Origin of the sequence: Ktedonobacter sp. SOSP1-85, assembly GCF_016587415.1 — a bacterium.
Lineage (GTDB): Bacteria > Chloroflexota > Ktedonobacteria > Ktedonobacterales > Ktedonobacteraceae > Ktedonobacter.
Genome location: NZ_BNJI01000001.1, coordinates 4356472 through 4371761, shown reverse-complemented (window position 1 = coordinate 4371761; position 15290 = coordinate 4356472). Strand labels below are relative to the sequence as shown.

The following is a 15290-nucleotide window of genomic DNA, read 5'->3' as shown; positions in this document are numbered from 1 at the left end:
TCCCTGGAGAGGAGACGCGATCTATTCTTTGTGATTTTCCAAACAAGGAGAAGTTTTTTTATGTCCTTACGTTCACTGAAAATCAAATCTGCTGGGGCCTTGATCCTGGTCCTGCTGATGCTGCTCTCGGCCTGTGGCACGAGCGGCAATTCATCCTCCAGCAACACTGGCAGCGGCAGCACGCCCAAGGGCAACCTCGTCGTCGGCGGCAAACTGGACGTAGAGTCGCAGTTGCTCACCAAGATGTATACGCTCCTGCTGCAAAAAGCTGGCTACAAGGTCACGGAGAAACCCGCCCTGGGCAATAGCAATATCGTATTTCAGGCCATCAGTAGTGGCTCAATCGATATCTATCCTGAGTTCACTGCCACTGGCCTGAACAAGTTGCAGGTGCCCACCACCTATGATCCCCAGAAGGATTACCAGGCGGTGAAGGATGGCTTCAATACGAACTATAAATTGACCTGGCTGGATGCAGCCCCGCTCAATGATGGCTATGCGCTCTGCACCTCGAAAGAGACCGCGCAGAAGCTCAACCTCACCTCCATCTCGGATGTGAAGGCCAAGGCCTCACAGTTGGCGCTGACCTCACCCAGCGATGGTGTCTCGTTCGTTGACGGTCTACAGAAGGTCTATGGTCTCACCACCAAGAGCTTCAAGAGCACTCAGACCGTCGACTATGCTCTGGGCTTCGACGCTGTAAAGAGCGACAAGGCCCAGATCACCGTCTGCTACGGTACGGACGCGACCGTGCCCCAGGGTGGCTTCGTCTTCTTGAAGGACGATAAGAACGGCTTCCCGGCCTTCAATCCCGCCCCCGTGGTGCGCAACGATATCGCCCAGAAGTATCCTGATATCGCCTCGGTGCTCAATCCCCTGGCGCCCAAACTGACCACCGATGTCAGCATTCAGTTGCAGACCCAGGTGGCGCAGAAGAAAAGCGATGGAGCCTCGGTCTCACGTGCTGTGACCCTGGTCGCCACCGATTTCCTGAAGCAACAGGGCCTGCTCTAAGCAAACACATTACAAAGAGAGAGGGTGTGGAGGCAGCGTCGCCTCCACACCCTCTCTCTTTTTGTTTTACTTCACCTCAATAGTGACCTTGTGGTAGCCGGTCGAGCCTTTGGGGACCGTGCCTTGAATCTTCCCCGTTTGCACCTCGCCTACGCCGTTGGTCATCCGACAGGCCAGCGTGTAGCGGCCAGCCTGCTGCGGCCTCCACTGCCAGGTCCAGAAGACCCAGGCATCTTTGGAGAGCCGCGTGGTGAGCGTGGCATCATTCCATGTCTGTCCATCGTCGACGCTAACCTCGACACGCTGGACGTCCTTGTCGCCCCCATAGGCGATGCCACCAACCTCGACGCTTGCTCCCAAGGCCACGCGTTCTCGTGGATAGTCGATGCGGCTGGTCATGTGCAACGGACCATTATACCAACCCTGATCTGAATAGAGGCCACCGACAAAATGATTGGTCAGCTCGACGCGCGTGAGCCACTTGGGATTCTCCTCACCATAGCGACCAGGAACCAACACACGCATGGGGTAGCCATGCTTCTGCGGAACCTCTGCTCCATTCATACGCCAGGCGAGCAGGGCATCCGCCTCCAGGACCTCTTTGAGCGGTAGGCTGACGGTATAGCCATCGACGCTATAGAAGGCGACATGCGTGGCCTCGGGCTGCGCGCCTCCATGCTGCTCAAGCAAGGTTTTGAGTGTGACTCCCTGCCAGACGGCGGTTCCCATCAAATGCCCGCCTGGACCATTGGCGATACACTCCAGGGTGATCGCGCGCGAGGTCGAGGGCAAGCGCTGCACCTCGTCATAGGTATAGGTGCCTCCGCGCTTGACCAGCCCATTCACCTCCAGGCGCCACAGGTTAATATTGGGATTGGGGTCAACAGTGTTCTGCGTGACGATATAGTGTCCGTCATTAGGCGTAATGGGAACGGTCTTCTCGCCATTGGAGACCGTCTTGACGCCATCATAGGCCGCGTATTCGTTGAGGTAGCCTCGCAGCAGGCCCGCCGCACCGCCCGCGCTCACCAGGCCCAGCGCGGCCACGCCCACACGCGAGAGCGCCTGCCTGCGCCTGCGTACACCCTCTTCCTCGTTCTCAGCCGCTTGCTTTGGCAGGAGCAGGCGGTAGAGGAGACAGAGCGCGATACCGTACACAGCGAAATCGAGTAGGAATGCCAGGTCAGTCGCGATGGTTGCCCATAGGACAGGTAGACCGTAATGGTTCTGCCGCACCTCTTCATTGAAGAGCAATACACCGGTGAGGGTCATAAGCAGGGTCAGCAGCAGCGCGACGACCCACTCTCTACGCCCTGGTCGCGCACCTTGCGCGGGGAGCCGCACCCGGACCAGGAAGGCATATACCAGGCCTAACACAGTGCCAATGGCGATCATGGCCAGCAGGGCCAGTCCAAGCGGCGTCGTCTTCGAGTTGGGAGAGAACATGATTAAGAGCCGGATAAAGGTGCCAACATCAATATGTTTGAGGACATAATCCCCGAATAGCTCCGGGGGCGTTGGCGTGCCAGCAACGAAGAACAGCACGCCCATGGTAACCACGGCCAGAAGGCTTGCTATCAGACCTGCACATAGTCCCCATAGCGAAGAGAAGAGGATGGCTCCCGCCCTCGATAGAGATTTAGGAGACGCGGAACGTGGGCGCTCCTGCGTTTGTTTGTTTTGCATATAGGTTCCCTGACTTCTGTTTGAGCATAAGGAAAAGACACACATCTCTCTTCGCTGACACGCTTAATGATACCTCCTTTTGCAACCTAAAAAAAGTTCGTTTTGTGTACTTAAGACTTCTCGCCACTACGTGGCTCGCAGAGAGTTCAAGTACGTGGTGTAAAAATGCCTGCGGCATTTTTACACCACGTACTGTGAAAAGTCTGGGATAACAAAAGTTTGGGATGACAAAAGTCTGGGATGACTTACGTTTAACTGGTATGTTTACTTGTGGAGGGGCGTTGCTGCTAGTATTCCCTTCCCACTGATGCGTCTATGACGCCAACGTGCCAGGACTACGGCACAGGCCAGGAGGAACAAGGGTAGCAGATAGGCAAGGAGGTAGTAGAGATTCCAGTCGGGTGTGGTGTGCGCGAAGTAGCTGCCTAGTGTGGCACAGGTAAAGTAGCAAGCGGCCAGCGCTGCCAGTCCGATGCTAAGAGTCCGCCGCTCAGGGCGCCACGCTATAGGAAAGAGCAGGGTGATCCAGGGCAGGAGCGTCGGCACATACCAGGGAAAGATATGCGAGGAGGCCGCGAAGACCGCGCCATAGAGCACAAGTACGCTTGCTTCAACGCTGATGCGTTTACGCCAGCGCATCCATAGGACACCTAGCGCCACTCCTCCCATGACTACAAGTTCACTGGCGTAGAAGAGCAATTTAGCCGCGAGGAGATTGGGAATGAGGGTCTGCAACTTCGCCAGGATGAGGTAGACCGGGCCAGCGTTTGGCTGCTGCTCGCTCGCATAGGTGGAGAAGAAGCCCAGCACCTGGCCATGCCCCAGGATAAGATATGGCACATATGCCAGAAAGATCGTTAACACGCAGGTCAGGAGCATAGCCCAATCACGACGCCGCATTAACACCAGCAACAGGAGGATGGGGTAGATCTTGGTGAGCGTGGCCAGGGCGATAAAGAGACCAGTCGCCACGCGACTCCCACGCCAGTTTCCCTGGGCACAGACCACCGCCAGGACACAGAACATGACGGTGCTGGCATCAACATGACCCTGGAGCGCAAACTCGATGATCGGCAACGGACACCAGGCATACAGGATGCAGCGGCTCCAATCGCCACCGCGTCGCGCAAGCAAGTAGGCGATTCCACCACAGCTTACCAGATCCATGAGCACAAAGATGCCTTTGAGGAAAGGCAGATTGCTCGGCGCCAGGAGATAGCTCAGAAGGTAGATACCCTGCGCCACGGGGGGGTAGATAGAGGGGGCCGTACGAAAGCGGCTGTTCGCAAAGATAAAGTCGCGTATGTGCGCAAAGTGGGGATCAAAAGGAGCATAGACGTAGGGACTATAGCCCAGTAATGTGACCCTGGCATCCCAGAGGTAGCGCCAGGAATCACGCGAAAGGTTGGGTTCCAGCGGCAGAAAAAGCGCACGCATCAGCAGTCCACTCAGCAGGATGGCACACAACTCCAGCCAACGCTGGCGACCTCGCGGCGCTGGCGTGCAGAAGATCAACGCACAGGCCAGGCCATAAGGTAGGAAGCTTCCCACATACAAGGCCAGAAAGAGACTGAGCGGAGTATCGGCCGCGGGCGCGTTTACACGCATCACCACTTGCCAGGTCAGGGTCGCAAGCAAGCACACAAGCAATAAAGGGAAGCGCCAGCTAAAACGCCGGATCTCCTCACTCGCCTGCATCCGTGAGGATTCTGTAATCTGCGCTAAGGACATATCTACGAAAGCCTTTCTACCAGAAACAACCTCAACATCTACCCATCCATTGCTTTTCCATTCTTCGCTGGTCTCTGCCTCGACTCTCTACGCGAGCCTTCTGGTAAGGGGATGTGGGTGGGAAAGGTCATGCAAACCAGCAAAGAAATTTTCTTTTCCCCTTGCCACATGGGTAGGTGCTGAAACTATAATATCTAGAGTGCCTAGAGTATCTAGAACTACACAATAAAATTCCTTTACAAACAAAGTATAAGAAACATGCATCATCAAGCACCACTCACTGAAACAGAGATGACGTTTGTCCGTCACCAGCGTGTCGCTCGTCTGGCCACCTCAGATGCCCAGGGGACGCCACACGCTATACCCGTCTGCTATGCCTTTGACGGACAACGCTTCTACACACCGCTCGACGAAAAGCCGAAGAGCGTCTCGCCAACACGGCTCCAGCGCGTGCGCAATATTCAAGCCCGCCCTGAGGTAGCCCTGCTTATTGACCAGTACGAAGATGATTGGAGCCACCTGGGCTATGTCCAGGTTCACTGTCACGCCGAATTGATTGATCCCGGACACGAGGCGCACGCCCACGCGCTCAAGCTCCTGCGGGTACGCTATATCCAGTACCGTGCTATGCTCCTGGAACAGCAACCTGTGATCATGCTCACGCCCACACATATTTCAGCCTGGGGGCCTGCACTCAACAACCAGAACAAGGGCGAGTGAACTCCATATCATTCACCATTTCATAACACGCTTTGGAGCACCTTTTTTTTCGCCTCAGTCGAGAGGCTCGCCTCGTCCCTCTCGGCTGCGGCGGAGCAGTTCGGCCAGAATAGCGGCACTGTTCCAGGCATCATCATCGCCCCGGTGGTGCGTCCCCTCCAGTGGCAGGCGCATGGTATGCAAGGCAGCCTCCAGGCCAATTTCGCTGGGCAGGGCATAACTGAGAGCGAAGAGTGTCTTAATATTGAGGTGCCGCGTGCCAAAGGGGTAGGCAACCTTGCGCTCACGGCACTGGCGCTCAAAAATGCTCCGGTCATAATCGCCATAGCTAGCCCAGACCCTCTCCCGGGAGCGATACTCCTCACGCAGAAGCCCACAAGCCTCGGCAAAGGTGATGCCTCCATCGACCTGCTCTTGCGTCAGAGTAGTCAATTCAGTACAAAACTCGCTCACACGCGAGCGCTCAGGACGTACCAGGATACTGCGCTTCTCCAGGCGCTGCCCCGTCACGAGGTCTAGCGGCACAAGCCCAATTTCGATAATCTCATTCTCCTGACCATTTGGAGGAACTCCCTGCCAGCAGGTCGCCTCAATATCAATTACCAGAAGCTGATCCAACAATTTCTTTGGCATATTATGCAATCCTTTCTTCTCATCGTTAGCTATCAGACCTCCCACACATAGGAAGCAGGTACCAGAATGGGCCAGGCAGAAAGATAATGCTATAATCACCCTGACACACTCACACTCATTGAAAGGCATGCACTATGGCAAAAACCCGGAAGAAAAATGCACAGCCGCCCACCTCTGGTCCTGTGCGAGGAGAGACACAGGCACGCCCTCATCCCACCTCGCCCGGCTCCAATCGCGGTCCAAATAGAAATACAGGTCGAAATGTTCGGCGTCGCGCGACCCGCCAGCGCAGATCGCTCTGGCTTCTGATTGGTGGCATTCTCCTCGCCCTTCTCGCCGTTATTGGCATCTTTATTTATGTAGGCCAGCAAAATCAAGCCCCGGGTGCCTCCGGCCCGACCGATCCCGAGGTTCTCAAAGCGGTGACCAGCATTGATCCCGCAACGCTGAGCACGGTGGGCGATGGCGGAGTGCAGCCCTTCCTCAAGGCCACACAGAATAAGCCACCCATTCTGACAGGCGCCAATGGCAAGCCCAAGATCTTCTACTCTGGCGCCGAGTTCTGCCCCTACTGCGCAGGGGAGCGCTGGGCGCTGGTCGTGGCCCTGAGCCGCTTTGGAACCTTTAGCGCTCTGCCACAAACCACCTCGGCCGCTGAGGATAGCCCACCCAGTCTCTCAACTGTCAGCTTCTATGGCAGCAAATATCAAAGCAACTATATCGACCTGGACACAGTCGAGCAGTTTACCAACAAGCGCTCTGGCAACTTTTATGAGCCACTCCAGACGCCCACTAGCGAGCAACAACAGCTGATTAACACCTATAACGGACCACCCTACATTGACAAGCAATACGCTGGCGGCTTCCCTTTCGTGGATATCGCTAACCAGTATCTCGCGATTGGCCCTAGCTTTAATGTTGAGGTCATCTCCAACCTCTCACAGAAGCAGATTGCGGAGAAGCTTTCAGACTCAAGCTCCGACGTTTCCAAAAGCATTTTGGGCGTGGCTAATACCTTTACAGCAGCCATCTGCAAGGCCACCAATAACCAGCCCGCCTCAGTCTGTAAGGCAGATCCCATTCCCGCGCTCCAACAGGCTCTGCCCGAGGCCCAGGGCAGTGACCAACTGGCCATGTCCCAGGCCCCCGAGGCCCTTTTCCCTCGCCGCGAGGATTAGATTGTGTTGGGGATGAGATGATTGATGGGCAATTGCTCACCAACCATCTCATCTTCAACATACCAGGAATTCCCCTGTACATAAGGCTCATGTATATGGTACTATTCTTTTTAGCAGAGATATATTTTTAGTGCCGGGAAGAGAGACATATGCATCAGATACATCAAACAGCCAGGGGAGATCTGTCTCAGCGCGCCCTCATATGCACCCACCTGCTTCTCACCCGGCAGCAGACGACTCCGGCTCCGGCTCCGGCTCCGGTGCCATAATCCCTTTGCCCTGACCACCCTCAACCCTTCTGCCTGAGCAATTAAGCAGGCAGTGCTACCAGCAGAGCGCCTGGCGTGTCTCTGCCGGCTCTCTATACTATTCCCTCCAGGTTTTTCAGACAAGGATGCTATGCCGTCATGAGTACCAATATTAATATCTACAAATATCCACGCACACAGCATATCGAGGGTTCAGGTATACAACGCGGAGACGAAGATCTCGCGCTTATCCCCCTCCAGGAGTTCGCCGGTCACTATCTCGTCGTTGAAGAAAAGATGGATGGGGCCAATGCCGCGATTAGCTTTGATAGCCAGGGACGGCTTCTCCTCCAGAGCCGGGGACACTTCCTGAACGGGGGTCCGCGTGAGAAGCAGTTCCATCTCTTCAAGACCTGGGCCAGTCGCTATACCTTTGAACTATGGGATGTCCTGGGCGAACGCTATGTGCTCTATGGCGAGTGGCTCTATGCCAAGCACACCGTCTTTTATACCGATTTGCCCCACTACTTTATGGAGTTCGATGTCCTCGACAAGCCTACCGGACGGTTTCTGAGCACACAACGCAGACAGGAACTGCTACGCCCGCTCCCGTTCGTCGTCTCGGTGAAGGTGCTCTACACTGGAACCATTCAGACGCTCCAGGACTTAACGGCCCTGATTGGGCACTCTCACTTTATCAACGAGGAGCACCTGGATATCTTGCAGGCAAACTGTCGTAGTCGGGGGCTGGACGTTCAGCGCGTCCTGAAGGAGACGGACACCTCGCCCCTGATGGAGGGGCTGTATATCAAAGTGGAGGAACAAGGCGAGGTCAAAGAGCGCTACAAATATGTGCGCTCTAGCTTTCTCCAGACCATCTCTGACTCGGAGAGCCACTGGCTGGATCGCCCCATCCTTCCCAATCGCCTCCGCCCGGGCGTCGAGCTTTTCTAGTATCTTCTGATCCGAAACCCCTGAGCGCACTTGCTGTGCCACCGCTTGCCCCCGAATGGGGGAAGCGCTAGGCACGCCAGTGACGTTGGGTTTCGGAAGAAGATCTATAAACCGTCAGCAAGAGTCAACACGAGGATCATAGCATGTTAGCAAACACCCAACCAGCAGATACCTGGACCTTTCCTTTCACGCCTCAGCCACCAGACTGGAAGCTAGACTGGAAAGGCCTGGCAGAGAGCTTCTCCTGGGTCCGCGACCTTGCGGGTACGCCCCAGGAGCCAGAATATCACGGCGAAGGCGATGTCTTTATCCATACGCGCATGGTCGCGGAGGCTATGATCGCGCTCCCATCCTGGCGCAGCCTTCCCGCCTCTGAGCGCTCGCTACTCTTTGCCTCGGCTCTACTCCACGATGTGGGAAAGCCCGCGATGACACACCTGGCAGCCGATGGGCGCATCTCCTCGCGTGGGCACGCCCGGAAGGGCGAGCTGCTTACGCGTCGGATACTCTGCGATGGGCAGGAACTCCCGCCCGTCGCGCTCCAGGCTAGGGAATATATCGCGCGCCTTGTGCGCTTCCATGGACTTCCCTTGCGCTTTCTGGATAGCCCTAACCCCCAGCGGAGCGTGATTGAGGCCAGCCAGAGCGTGCGGCTCTCTCATCTCACCCTGCTGGCTGAGGCGGATGTGCGGGGTCGCATCTGTGCCGATCAAGACGAGCTACTCACGCGCATTGAGCTCTTCAATGCCTTCTGCCAGGAGCAGGAGTGCTATGACGCGCCGCGCCAGTTCGCAACCTCGCATAGCCGCTTCACCTACTTTCAAAAGGAGCAGAGTGATCCGTCCTATGTCGCCTATGACGAGACGCAATTTGAGGTGGTGCTGATGTCGGGCCTGCCTGGCAGCGGGAAGGATACCTGGCTCAAAACCAATGTGCCGGAACTGCCAGTCGTCTCGCTTGATGAGCTACGCAGGGAGCTACATATCGCCCCGACCGATGATCAGGGCCGCGTTATCCAGGCTGCGCGTGAGCGGGCCCGGGTCATGCTTCGTCAAAAAATGGCCTTCGCCTGGAACGCGACCAATATTACACACCAGTTGCGGCAGCAACTTATTGACCTCTTCGTCTCCTATGGCGCGCGCGTGCGGCTGGTCTACCTTGATGCATCTCTCCCACAACTCCTGGAACGCAATCGCGCTCGCCGCACCTATGTGCCAGAGGCCGTCTTGCAGCGCCTGCTAAACAAACTAGAGGTCCCCGACCTGACAGAAGCTCAGCAGGTCGAATGGATCGAAAACATGTAAAACAATATATAGTATACAGAAGGCGCCTTGCATGTGTCATGACACATGCAAGGCGCCTTCTGTATACTATATTATTACTGCCAGCGTTTGCTGTGCTCCAGTTCTTCGATGAAGCGCGCAAAGCCTTTGCGCTCAATTAGCGCCTGTATGCGGCGAAAGCCCTCGCCGTAGATAGGATCGGGGTTGCGCTCCATATTCTCAGCGCGAAAGCGGCTCTCCGCCGTATCCCGGGAGCGTAAATAGCGGTAGGAGAGTACTTCGCAAAAGCCCTCTTCGCGCCACGCTTCTGCCCGAGGGACGCCCTGGACCACTAGCCAGACATGGCCCAGTTCATGCACGACCACACTCTCAAATACAAGCGCGGGCAGGCCCTGCAAGACCGCGACCCCGCTCACCTCAGAGCGCAGGGCCTGCCCCTCCTGGGTGTAGGAGACACTCATGGTCGCGCCCAGCGAATGAGTCGGCCCATTCTCGTGCAAATAGTGGCGCAGCTTCGCTTTCGTACAGAGTTCCAGGCTGAGCGGGAGCTGATGATAGCGCAACCCTTGTGCGCCCACCCATTGAATGAGTTGTTTAAAGAGCGGGCGGGCCTCTTCGACCGTTTCGATGGCGCTGGCCCGGCAGACGCGACAGCGTACCACCTCGGCACCGCGCTCCTGGTCCTGGGGAAGGATAAGGCGGCCACAAAAGTCGCACGCCGGGTATGCGTTCTCATGTTCCTGGCAAAACGCATTGCCCCAGTAATCCATCCGGTACATGCCCAGGAGCGGCTTTCCGCAATAGACGCAATGCTGCGCGATCTCGCGTGCATAGCAATCCTGGTGATATGGCCGCCCCTGGTGCGGCGTAAAGCGTGCATCCGTAATCGGGCGCTTACAAGCGGCACAGAGGAAGTGTTCAGGATGCCAGGTCGCATCCAGGGCGGTCAGAAAGCGACCTGCAATAGGCTGCCCACAGGCCTTACAAATTGGCTGCCCCATGTTTATCTCACTTCTTTAGCAACTGGCATCGTGTTCATTACATTGTCGCTTCGCTCGGAGTCCAAGCCAGCCTGGACCTTATAATTTAGCGGCTGACTGGATAGCTATAGTAATCATAACTGGTGACGACCTGGAAGCCGCAGGACTGGTAGAGCGAGAGCGCCCCCTGGTTCTCCGTCATGACTTCCAGCACAATACGCCCAGGATTACGCTTTAGGGTCTCCTGGATAGCGTAGGCCAGCAACTGGCGCCCATAGCCCCGGTGCTGGAATTCTGGCAACACCCCAAAGCCAATAATATAGGCTTCCTGCTCACCCAGCGAGACATCCAGTTTCCCAATATAGACATCGCGCAGTTGCGCTAGATAGGATGGGCGCCTTAAATTTACATTCCCATTCCCCTGGCTATACCAGGTTACCTCGCTACGCGGCATATCAAAGGCCACCGCCGTAATATGCGCCAGGAGCATGCCATCCTCCGGCTGGGCCTGTCTAAAGGTCAGCCCCTCAATACTCTTGCCCGGCAGGCGTGGCTCTTGTAGCACCATTTTGTATTCGGCATGATGGAAGCGTGTGTCAAGCGTCTGAATATAGGCCTGGCCTGCTTGCGATTTGTGCTCAACAATACAGAGGATCTGTGGAACGCCGCGACGACGCACCTCCTGGGTTGCCGCCTGGAATAATGTGCGAAAAATACCTCTCTGGCGGTATGCAGGATGCACCATCCCACTTATTTCGGCCTCTTGCGAATTAAAGCAGAAGAGCGCCAGGTAGCCCACGAGCCGGCCCTGTTCATAATAGAGAAAGTCGTTTGTCTCACCCGCGGGGCGCTCGCGTAGCACATTCCAGTTTAGCTTCATCTCCAGTTGCTCATACTGCTCACACTGTGCCGCGAGCTGCTCGATCTCCTGTAACTCCTCTGTTCCCAATCCCTGCTTCCGCAACAACCCCTGTTTACCGTCTGCCATGCGCAATAAATACCTTTCGTTTCCTGATGATGAGGACGATGAGTGAAATCTTGTTTTCAAGCATACCATTAATCACACTCATCGCGCCAACACGTCCCCTATTCTTGCCAGTATGGATCCTACATTGAGATAAAAGGGGTGTGGATGGAAAAACGGCTTTGCTGTTTTCCATCCACACCCCTTTTCCTCTGAGCACCACTGGTGCGAAGGACTATCTCAGCCAATTGAAACCAAGAATGCACGTTACTCCGTAATATAGCTAAGCATTGATATTGAGGCATTTTCAATGATTTACATCACGTCGTTATACATACAAGGAGGTCACTTATGTTAGCATCCCTGTTTGTGCTGGCGGATGGCATTACGATCCGTCTTGGGGATAATGTCTGGAGCTTTGGCTGGAATATCATTCTCTACCTGGTTATCGCCGCCATTGTTGGTCTCGTTGCTGAATATATTGTTGGTTGGCGCCTTCCTTTAGGGATTGTGGGCGCCATTATCGCCGCTCTTGTTGGCATCTGGCTGATGACACAAGTAATTGTCATCTCTGGCATCGGCGATTTCGTGTTGTTTGGTGTACCCCTTTTCCGGGCGCTACTGGGCGCCATCATTCTGGTCGCCCTCTGGCACCTCCTGACCTATGGTCTGACCCGCCGGCGTCGCTATCGCCGCGCCGAGGTGTAGTAAACGGTAAGCGCCCTCGTCTAATAGCCTGGCCCACACAAGGGCCTTACGCTACGAGGAGGTAGCTCTATGCCTCAGAAGAGACCTTTGAAGGGTGTTGGCGCAAAAGAACAGCGCCAGTACGAACACATTAAAGAATCTGCCGAGAAGAGTGGCCGCTACGGCGACCGCGCCGAAGAGGTAGCCGCTCGTACCGTGATGAAACACCACAAGGAGTCTCATCACAAGAAGGGGCAGTAATGAGAAGGAGGGGCGCAGACTGCACCCCTCCTTCTCATTACTGCTTTAAGCAGCTTAATCGCCCCCTGCATACTCATCCACCAGGAGGGCAAGTTCTTCCTTCCTGGAAAAGAGAGACTTGCCAAACTTGCGTATATCCAGGCCCTTGATCTGTGAAACCAGGACGCCACCCATTGTTAAGGCTGTGCCCAACCACTGGGCTGGTGTAAGCATCTCGCCGAGGAGTGCAGCCGCCATAAGCACACCCAGAATTGAAGGGAGATAGCCATAGATAGAGAGGCGTACCACGCCCACGCGCGCAAGACCATAGTTCCAGCACATATTGGTCACCGCCGTCGCCCCAATCGCCGTGAAGAGCAGCGCGGGAATAACCACCGGGGGCAACACGCTTATATGTGCATTTTGTACGTTAGCCCCTCCTGGAATAATGAAGAACACACCACCCACGAAGAGCGTCCAGGTCGTGACCCGCAAGGATGAATAACGCGTCAGCGAGCGCCGCGTCAGCAGGGGCATCAATCCACTCAAGAGACCCGCCACAAAGTACAGACCCAGGCCAATCCAGCTCGCAGGAGTAATCGCGCCCAGACTTCCCTTCCCTAATACAACCAGCACCATTCCGCCGCAGGCCGCGAGCAGGCCCCCAATCATCAGGCCTGTCATACGCTCACGCGCAACCAGCGAGGCTACAAGCGTCATAATCGCGCTGGTAAAGGCACTCAGTAGCGCCCCCATCGAGGCCTCAGCGAAGTACGATCCATAGAGAAAACAAATCTGCTGCGCCCCAAAGCCCAGCACACCCGCGACCACCAGCGCGCCAAAATCTCTCCAGGCAACCTTGACATTCCCTTCCATCCATTTCAACATCGCCATCATGACAAGCGTAGAGAGGAAAAAGCGCAGAAAACCCACTAGAAGAGGAGGTAAATACATCACAAGAATTTTTACAGTACAGAAATTTAGTCCCCAGAGGACACTGGCCAGAAGAATAGCGAGATCAGCACGTTGTAGTTTCACCGCAATAAGACTTTCTTTGAGACGGCGCGAGACTCCGACATTTTTTATTTTCTATTTTTCCCGCGCATGAGACAGATAGTATAAGCTAGATAGAGCGTCCAATAGGCTGGACACTTCTCCCGACGAACAAGCAAGCGCGCCAGCAACGTCTCGCACACCCTTTCTCATGTGCCTCTAGATAAATCTCTACTTCAGTGCAAAAACGAGAGAGGTATATGTGCAAAATACACATATACCTCTTGCTCCATCATCTGGCGTCTATTTCTCGCGCCTGCGGTGCTCGCAGGTTTAAGGATGTGCTGACTTGAGGCTTTGGCCTCAAGTCAGCACATCCTTAAACCTGGCATGGTACCTGCTATTGCATCAATAATTATTTAACTCCCTATTAAATAATATGATATCTAGAGCACACCTTTTTCCAATTGTGGAGTTGATAGAAGAGTTTTTCATGATATACTGTTAAGCAGACAGCAGACCACATTTGCCAACCTGCATCGAGTTTGCAGGAATCTCTGTCTACTGCTTATCCGAAATCCTGAGCGCGAAGCGCTAGTCACGAGAGTGACGTTGGGTTTCGGAATAAGAGCCTAGAGCTAGTAGAGGAAGTACAGGTTCAGCCATGCTCAACACAGCCTCAATTAAAGCGGTCAGTCAGTCGAAGTTCTCTCAGCGCTTCGTCAAACCGTGCTATGGCTCCTATTGCTTCGCTTATCTGCCCGCGACCATTCGCGCGCTGCTAACCGGGACAACGCCCATGGCTCTGCCAGCGGATATCCTCCATAACCTGCCCACACGCTATGAGCAGGTCGTATTCCTCTTTGTCGATGGCTTTGGCTGGCATCTCTTTAAACGCCACGCGGAGCGCTATGCCTTTCTCAAAACGGCTCAGGCCTCTGGCGTCGTCTCCAAGCTTACCTCACAGTTCCCCTCAACGACCGCCGCGCATGTGACCTGTATTCATACCGGCCTGGAGGTTGGACAGAGCGGTGTCTATGAGTGGCACTACTATGAGCCGCTGGTCGATAACATCATCTCGCCCCTGCTCTTCTCCTATGCCGATGACAAGGTTGTGCGCGATACGCTCAAACGCGCCTCGGTACCGGCAACGGCCTTCTTCCCGCGTCAGACATTCTACCAGTCGTTACAGGACGAGGGCGTTAACTCGCATATCTTTCAATATCAAGCCTATACGCCATCGACCTACTCCGATATCGTCTTTCGTGGCGCACAAGTTCATCCTTATACAACCATCCAGGAAGCCTTAGGGGGACTGGCAGACTTGCTCGTTCAGCCACCTACCGCGCCAACTTACTATTTTCTCTACTTTGATCGCATCGATACAGCCAGTCACAACTATGGACCCTTCTCACCCCAGGTCGAGCGAGAAATAGACGTTTTTATGCAGCAGATGGAGCAATTCTACCAGCGCGTAGCCTCGCGTTCACCTCGCACGCTGCTCCTTCTGAGCGCCGACCATGGACAGACGCCGGTCAATCCACGTACAACCTATTACCTTAATGAGCGGCTCCCTCAGCTCATACGCTACTTAAAGACAAATCACCAGGGACGCCTGCTCATTCCTGCTGGCTCGCCGCGAGATATGTTCTTGCATGTGAAAGAACCCTATGTCGACGAGGTTGTTGCCTTGCTACGCCAGCATCTCGCGGACAAGGCCGAGGTCTATCCCGTTGCCAGCCTGATCGCGCAGCAATTCTTTGGCCTGCGCGCCCCATCGCAGACGCTCCTGTCGCGCCTGGGCAACGTAGTGATCCTTCCCTACAAACATGAGACCGTCTGGTGGTATGAGCAGGGCACCTTCGATATGCATTTCCAGGGCCATCATGGCGGCCTGACCCCCGACGAGATGGAGATTCCGCTGCTAGCACTTCCCCTGTAATACAATAGTGTGTATACAAAGTGGGCGCGGGGTTCCG

14 protein-coding genes are annotated in these 15290 nt (G+C 55.2%); 8 read left to right on the top strand and 6 right to left on the bottom strand.

Annotated features, from left to right (window positions below; translation table 11 throughout):
• Positions 1–60: 60 nt before the first annotated feature.
• The gene (locus tag KTE_RS18290; protein ID WP_201383316.1) at positions 61–1014 is read left to right on the top strand and encodes a glycine betaine ABC transporter substrate-binding protein; all 954 of its coding nucleotides are present in this window, start codon (positions 61–63) and stop codon (positions 1012–1014) included.
• 66 nt (positions 1015–1080) lie between these two features.
• On the opposite strand, the gene KTE_RS18285 is transcribed toward KTE_RS18290, so the two are convergent.
• Together KTE_RS18285 and KTE_RS18280 are read right to left on the bottom strand one after the other, a co-directional pair.
• Positions 1081–2700, bottom strand: coding sequence for a molybdopterin-dependent oxidoreductase (locus KTE_RS18285; RefSeq protein WP_201383314.1), 1620 nt, complete (start codon positions 2698–2700; stop codon positions 1081–1083).
• 264 nt (positions 2701–2964) lie between these two features.
• A complete protein-coding gene (locus tag KTE_RS18280; protein ID WP_201383312.1) occupies positions 2965–4431 on the bottom strand; it encodes a glycosyltransferase 87 family protein in 1467 nt (488 codons plus the stop codon).
• Between the two features lie 258 nt (positions 4432–4689).
• Between KTE_RS18280 and KTE_RS18275 the strand changes: the two genes are divergently transcribed.
• On the top strand, positions 4690–5151 hold the full coding sequence (locus tag KTE_RS18275) for a TIGR03668 family PPOX class F420-dependent oxidoreductase (protein WP_201383310.1): 462 nt from the start codon (positions 4690–4692) through the stop codon (positions 5149–5151).
• A gap of 54 nt (positions 5152–5205) precedes the next feature.
• Here KTE_RS18275 and KTE_RS18270 read toward each other — a convergent pair whose 3' ends face one another.
• Positions 5206–5784 carry a 3'-5' exonuclease gene (locus tag KTE_RS18270; RefSeq protein WP_201383308.1) on the bottom strand — a complete coding sequence of 193 codons (579 nt, stop codon included), beginning with the start codon at positions 5782–5784 and terminating at the stop codon, positions 5206–5208.
• Positions 5785–5918: 134 nt separating this feature from the next.
• Between KTE_RS18270 and KTE_RS18265 the strand changes: the two genes are divergently transcribed.
• The 3 genes from KTE_RS18265 (at position 5919) to KTE_RS18255 (ending at position 9468) form a co-directional block, all read left to right on the top strand.
• Positions 5919–6962, top strand: a complete 1044-nt coding sequence (locus KTE_RS18265; protein ID WP_201383306.1) for a DUF929 family protein — start codon at positions 5919–5921, stop codon at positions 6960–6962.
• Positions 6963–7369: 407 nt separating this feature from the next.
• A complete protein-coding gene (locus tag KTE_RS18260; RefSeq protein WP_201383303.1) occupies positions 7370–8164 on the top strand; it encodes an RNA ligase family protein in 795 nt (264 codons plus the stop codon).
• 143 nt (positions 8165–8307) lie between these two features.
• Complete coding sequence (locus KTE_RS18255; protein WP_201383301.1) at positions 8308–9468, top strand: AAA family ATPase; 1161 nt, start codon at positions 8308–8310, stop codon at positions 9466–9468.
• 74 nt (positions 9469–9542) lie between these two features.
• On the opposite strand, the gene KTE_RS18250 is transcribed toward KTE_RS18255, so the two are convergent.
• Both KTE_RS18250 and KTE_RS18245 read right to left on the bottom strand, forming a co-directional pair.
• Positions 9543–10448 carry a protein DA1 gene (locus tag KTE_RS18250; RefSeq protein WP_201383299.1) on the bottom strand — a complete coding sequence of 302 codons (906 nt, stop codon included), beginning with the start codon at positions 10446–10448 and terminating at the stop codon, positions 9543–9545.
• A gap of 85 nt (positions 10449–10533) precedes the next feature.
• Positions 10534–11415 carry a GNAT family N-acetyltransferase gene (locus KTE_RS18245; protein WP_201383297.1) on the bottom strand — a complete coding sequence of 294 codons (882 nt, stop codon included), beginning with the start codon at positions 11413–11415 and terminating at the stop codon, positions 10534–10536.
• Between the two features lie 327 nt (positions 11416–11742).
• Between KTE_RS18245 and KTE_RS18240 the strand changes: the two genes are divergently transcribed.
• A complete protein-coding gene (locus KTE_RS18240) occupies positions 11743–12099 on the top strand; it encodes a hypothetical protein (RefSeq protein ID WP_201369349.1) in 357 nt (118 codons plus the stop codon).
• Positions 12100–12168: 69 nt separating this feature from the next.
• Complete coding sequence (locus KTE_RS18235) at positions 12169–12339, top strand: hypothetical protein (protein WP_007911291.1); 171 nt, start codon at positions 12169–12171, stop codon at positions 12337–12339.
• 54 nt (positions 12340–12393) lie between these two features.
• Here the strand turns inward: KTE_RS18235 and KTE_RS18230 are convergent, their stop codons facing one another.
• A complete protein-coding gene (locus KTE_RS18230) occupies positions 12394–13356 on the bottom strand; it encodes a DMT family transporter (RefSeq protein ID WP_201383295.1) in 963 nt (320 codons plus the stop codon).
• Positions 13357–13975: 619 nt separating this feature from the next.
• Here KTE_RS18230 and KTE_RS18225 point away from each other — a divergent pair.
• Positions 13976–15253: an alkaline phosphatase family protein gene (locus KTE_RS18225; RefSeq protein WP_201383293.1), complete on the top strand. Its 1278-nt coding sequence runs from the start codon at positions 13976–13978 to the stop codon at positions 15251–15253.
• The last annotated feature ends 37 nt before the right edge of the window (positions 15254–15290 follow it).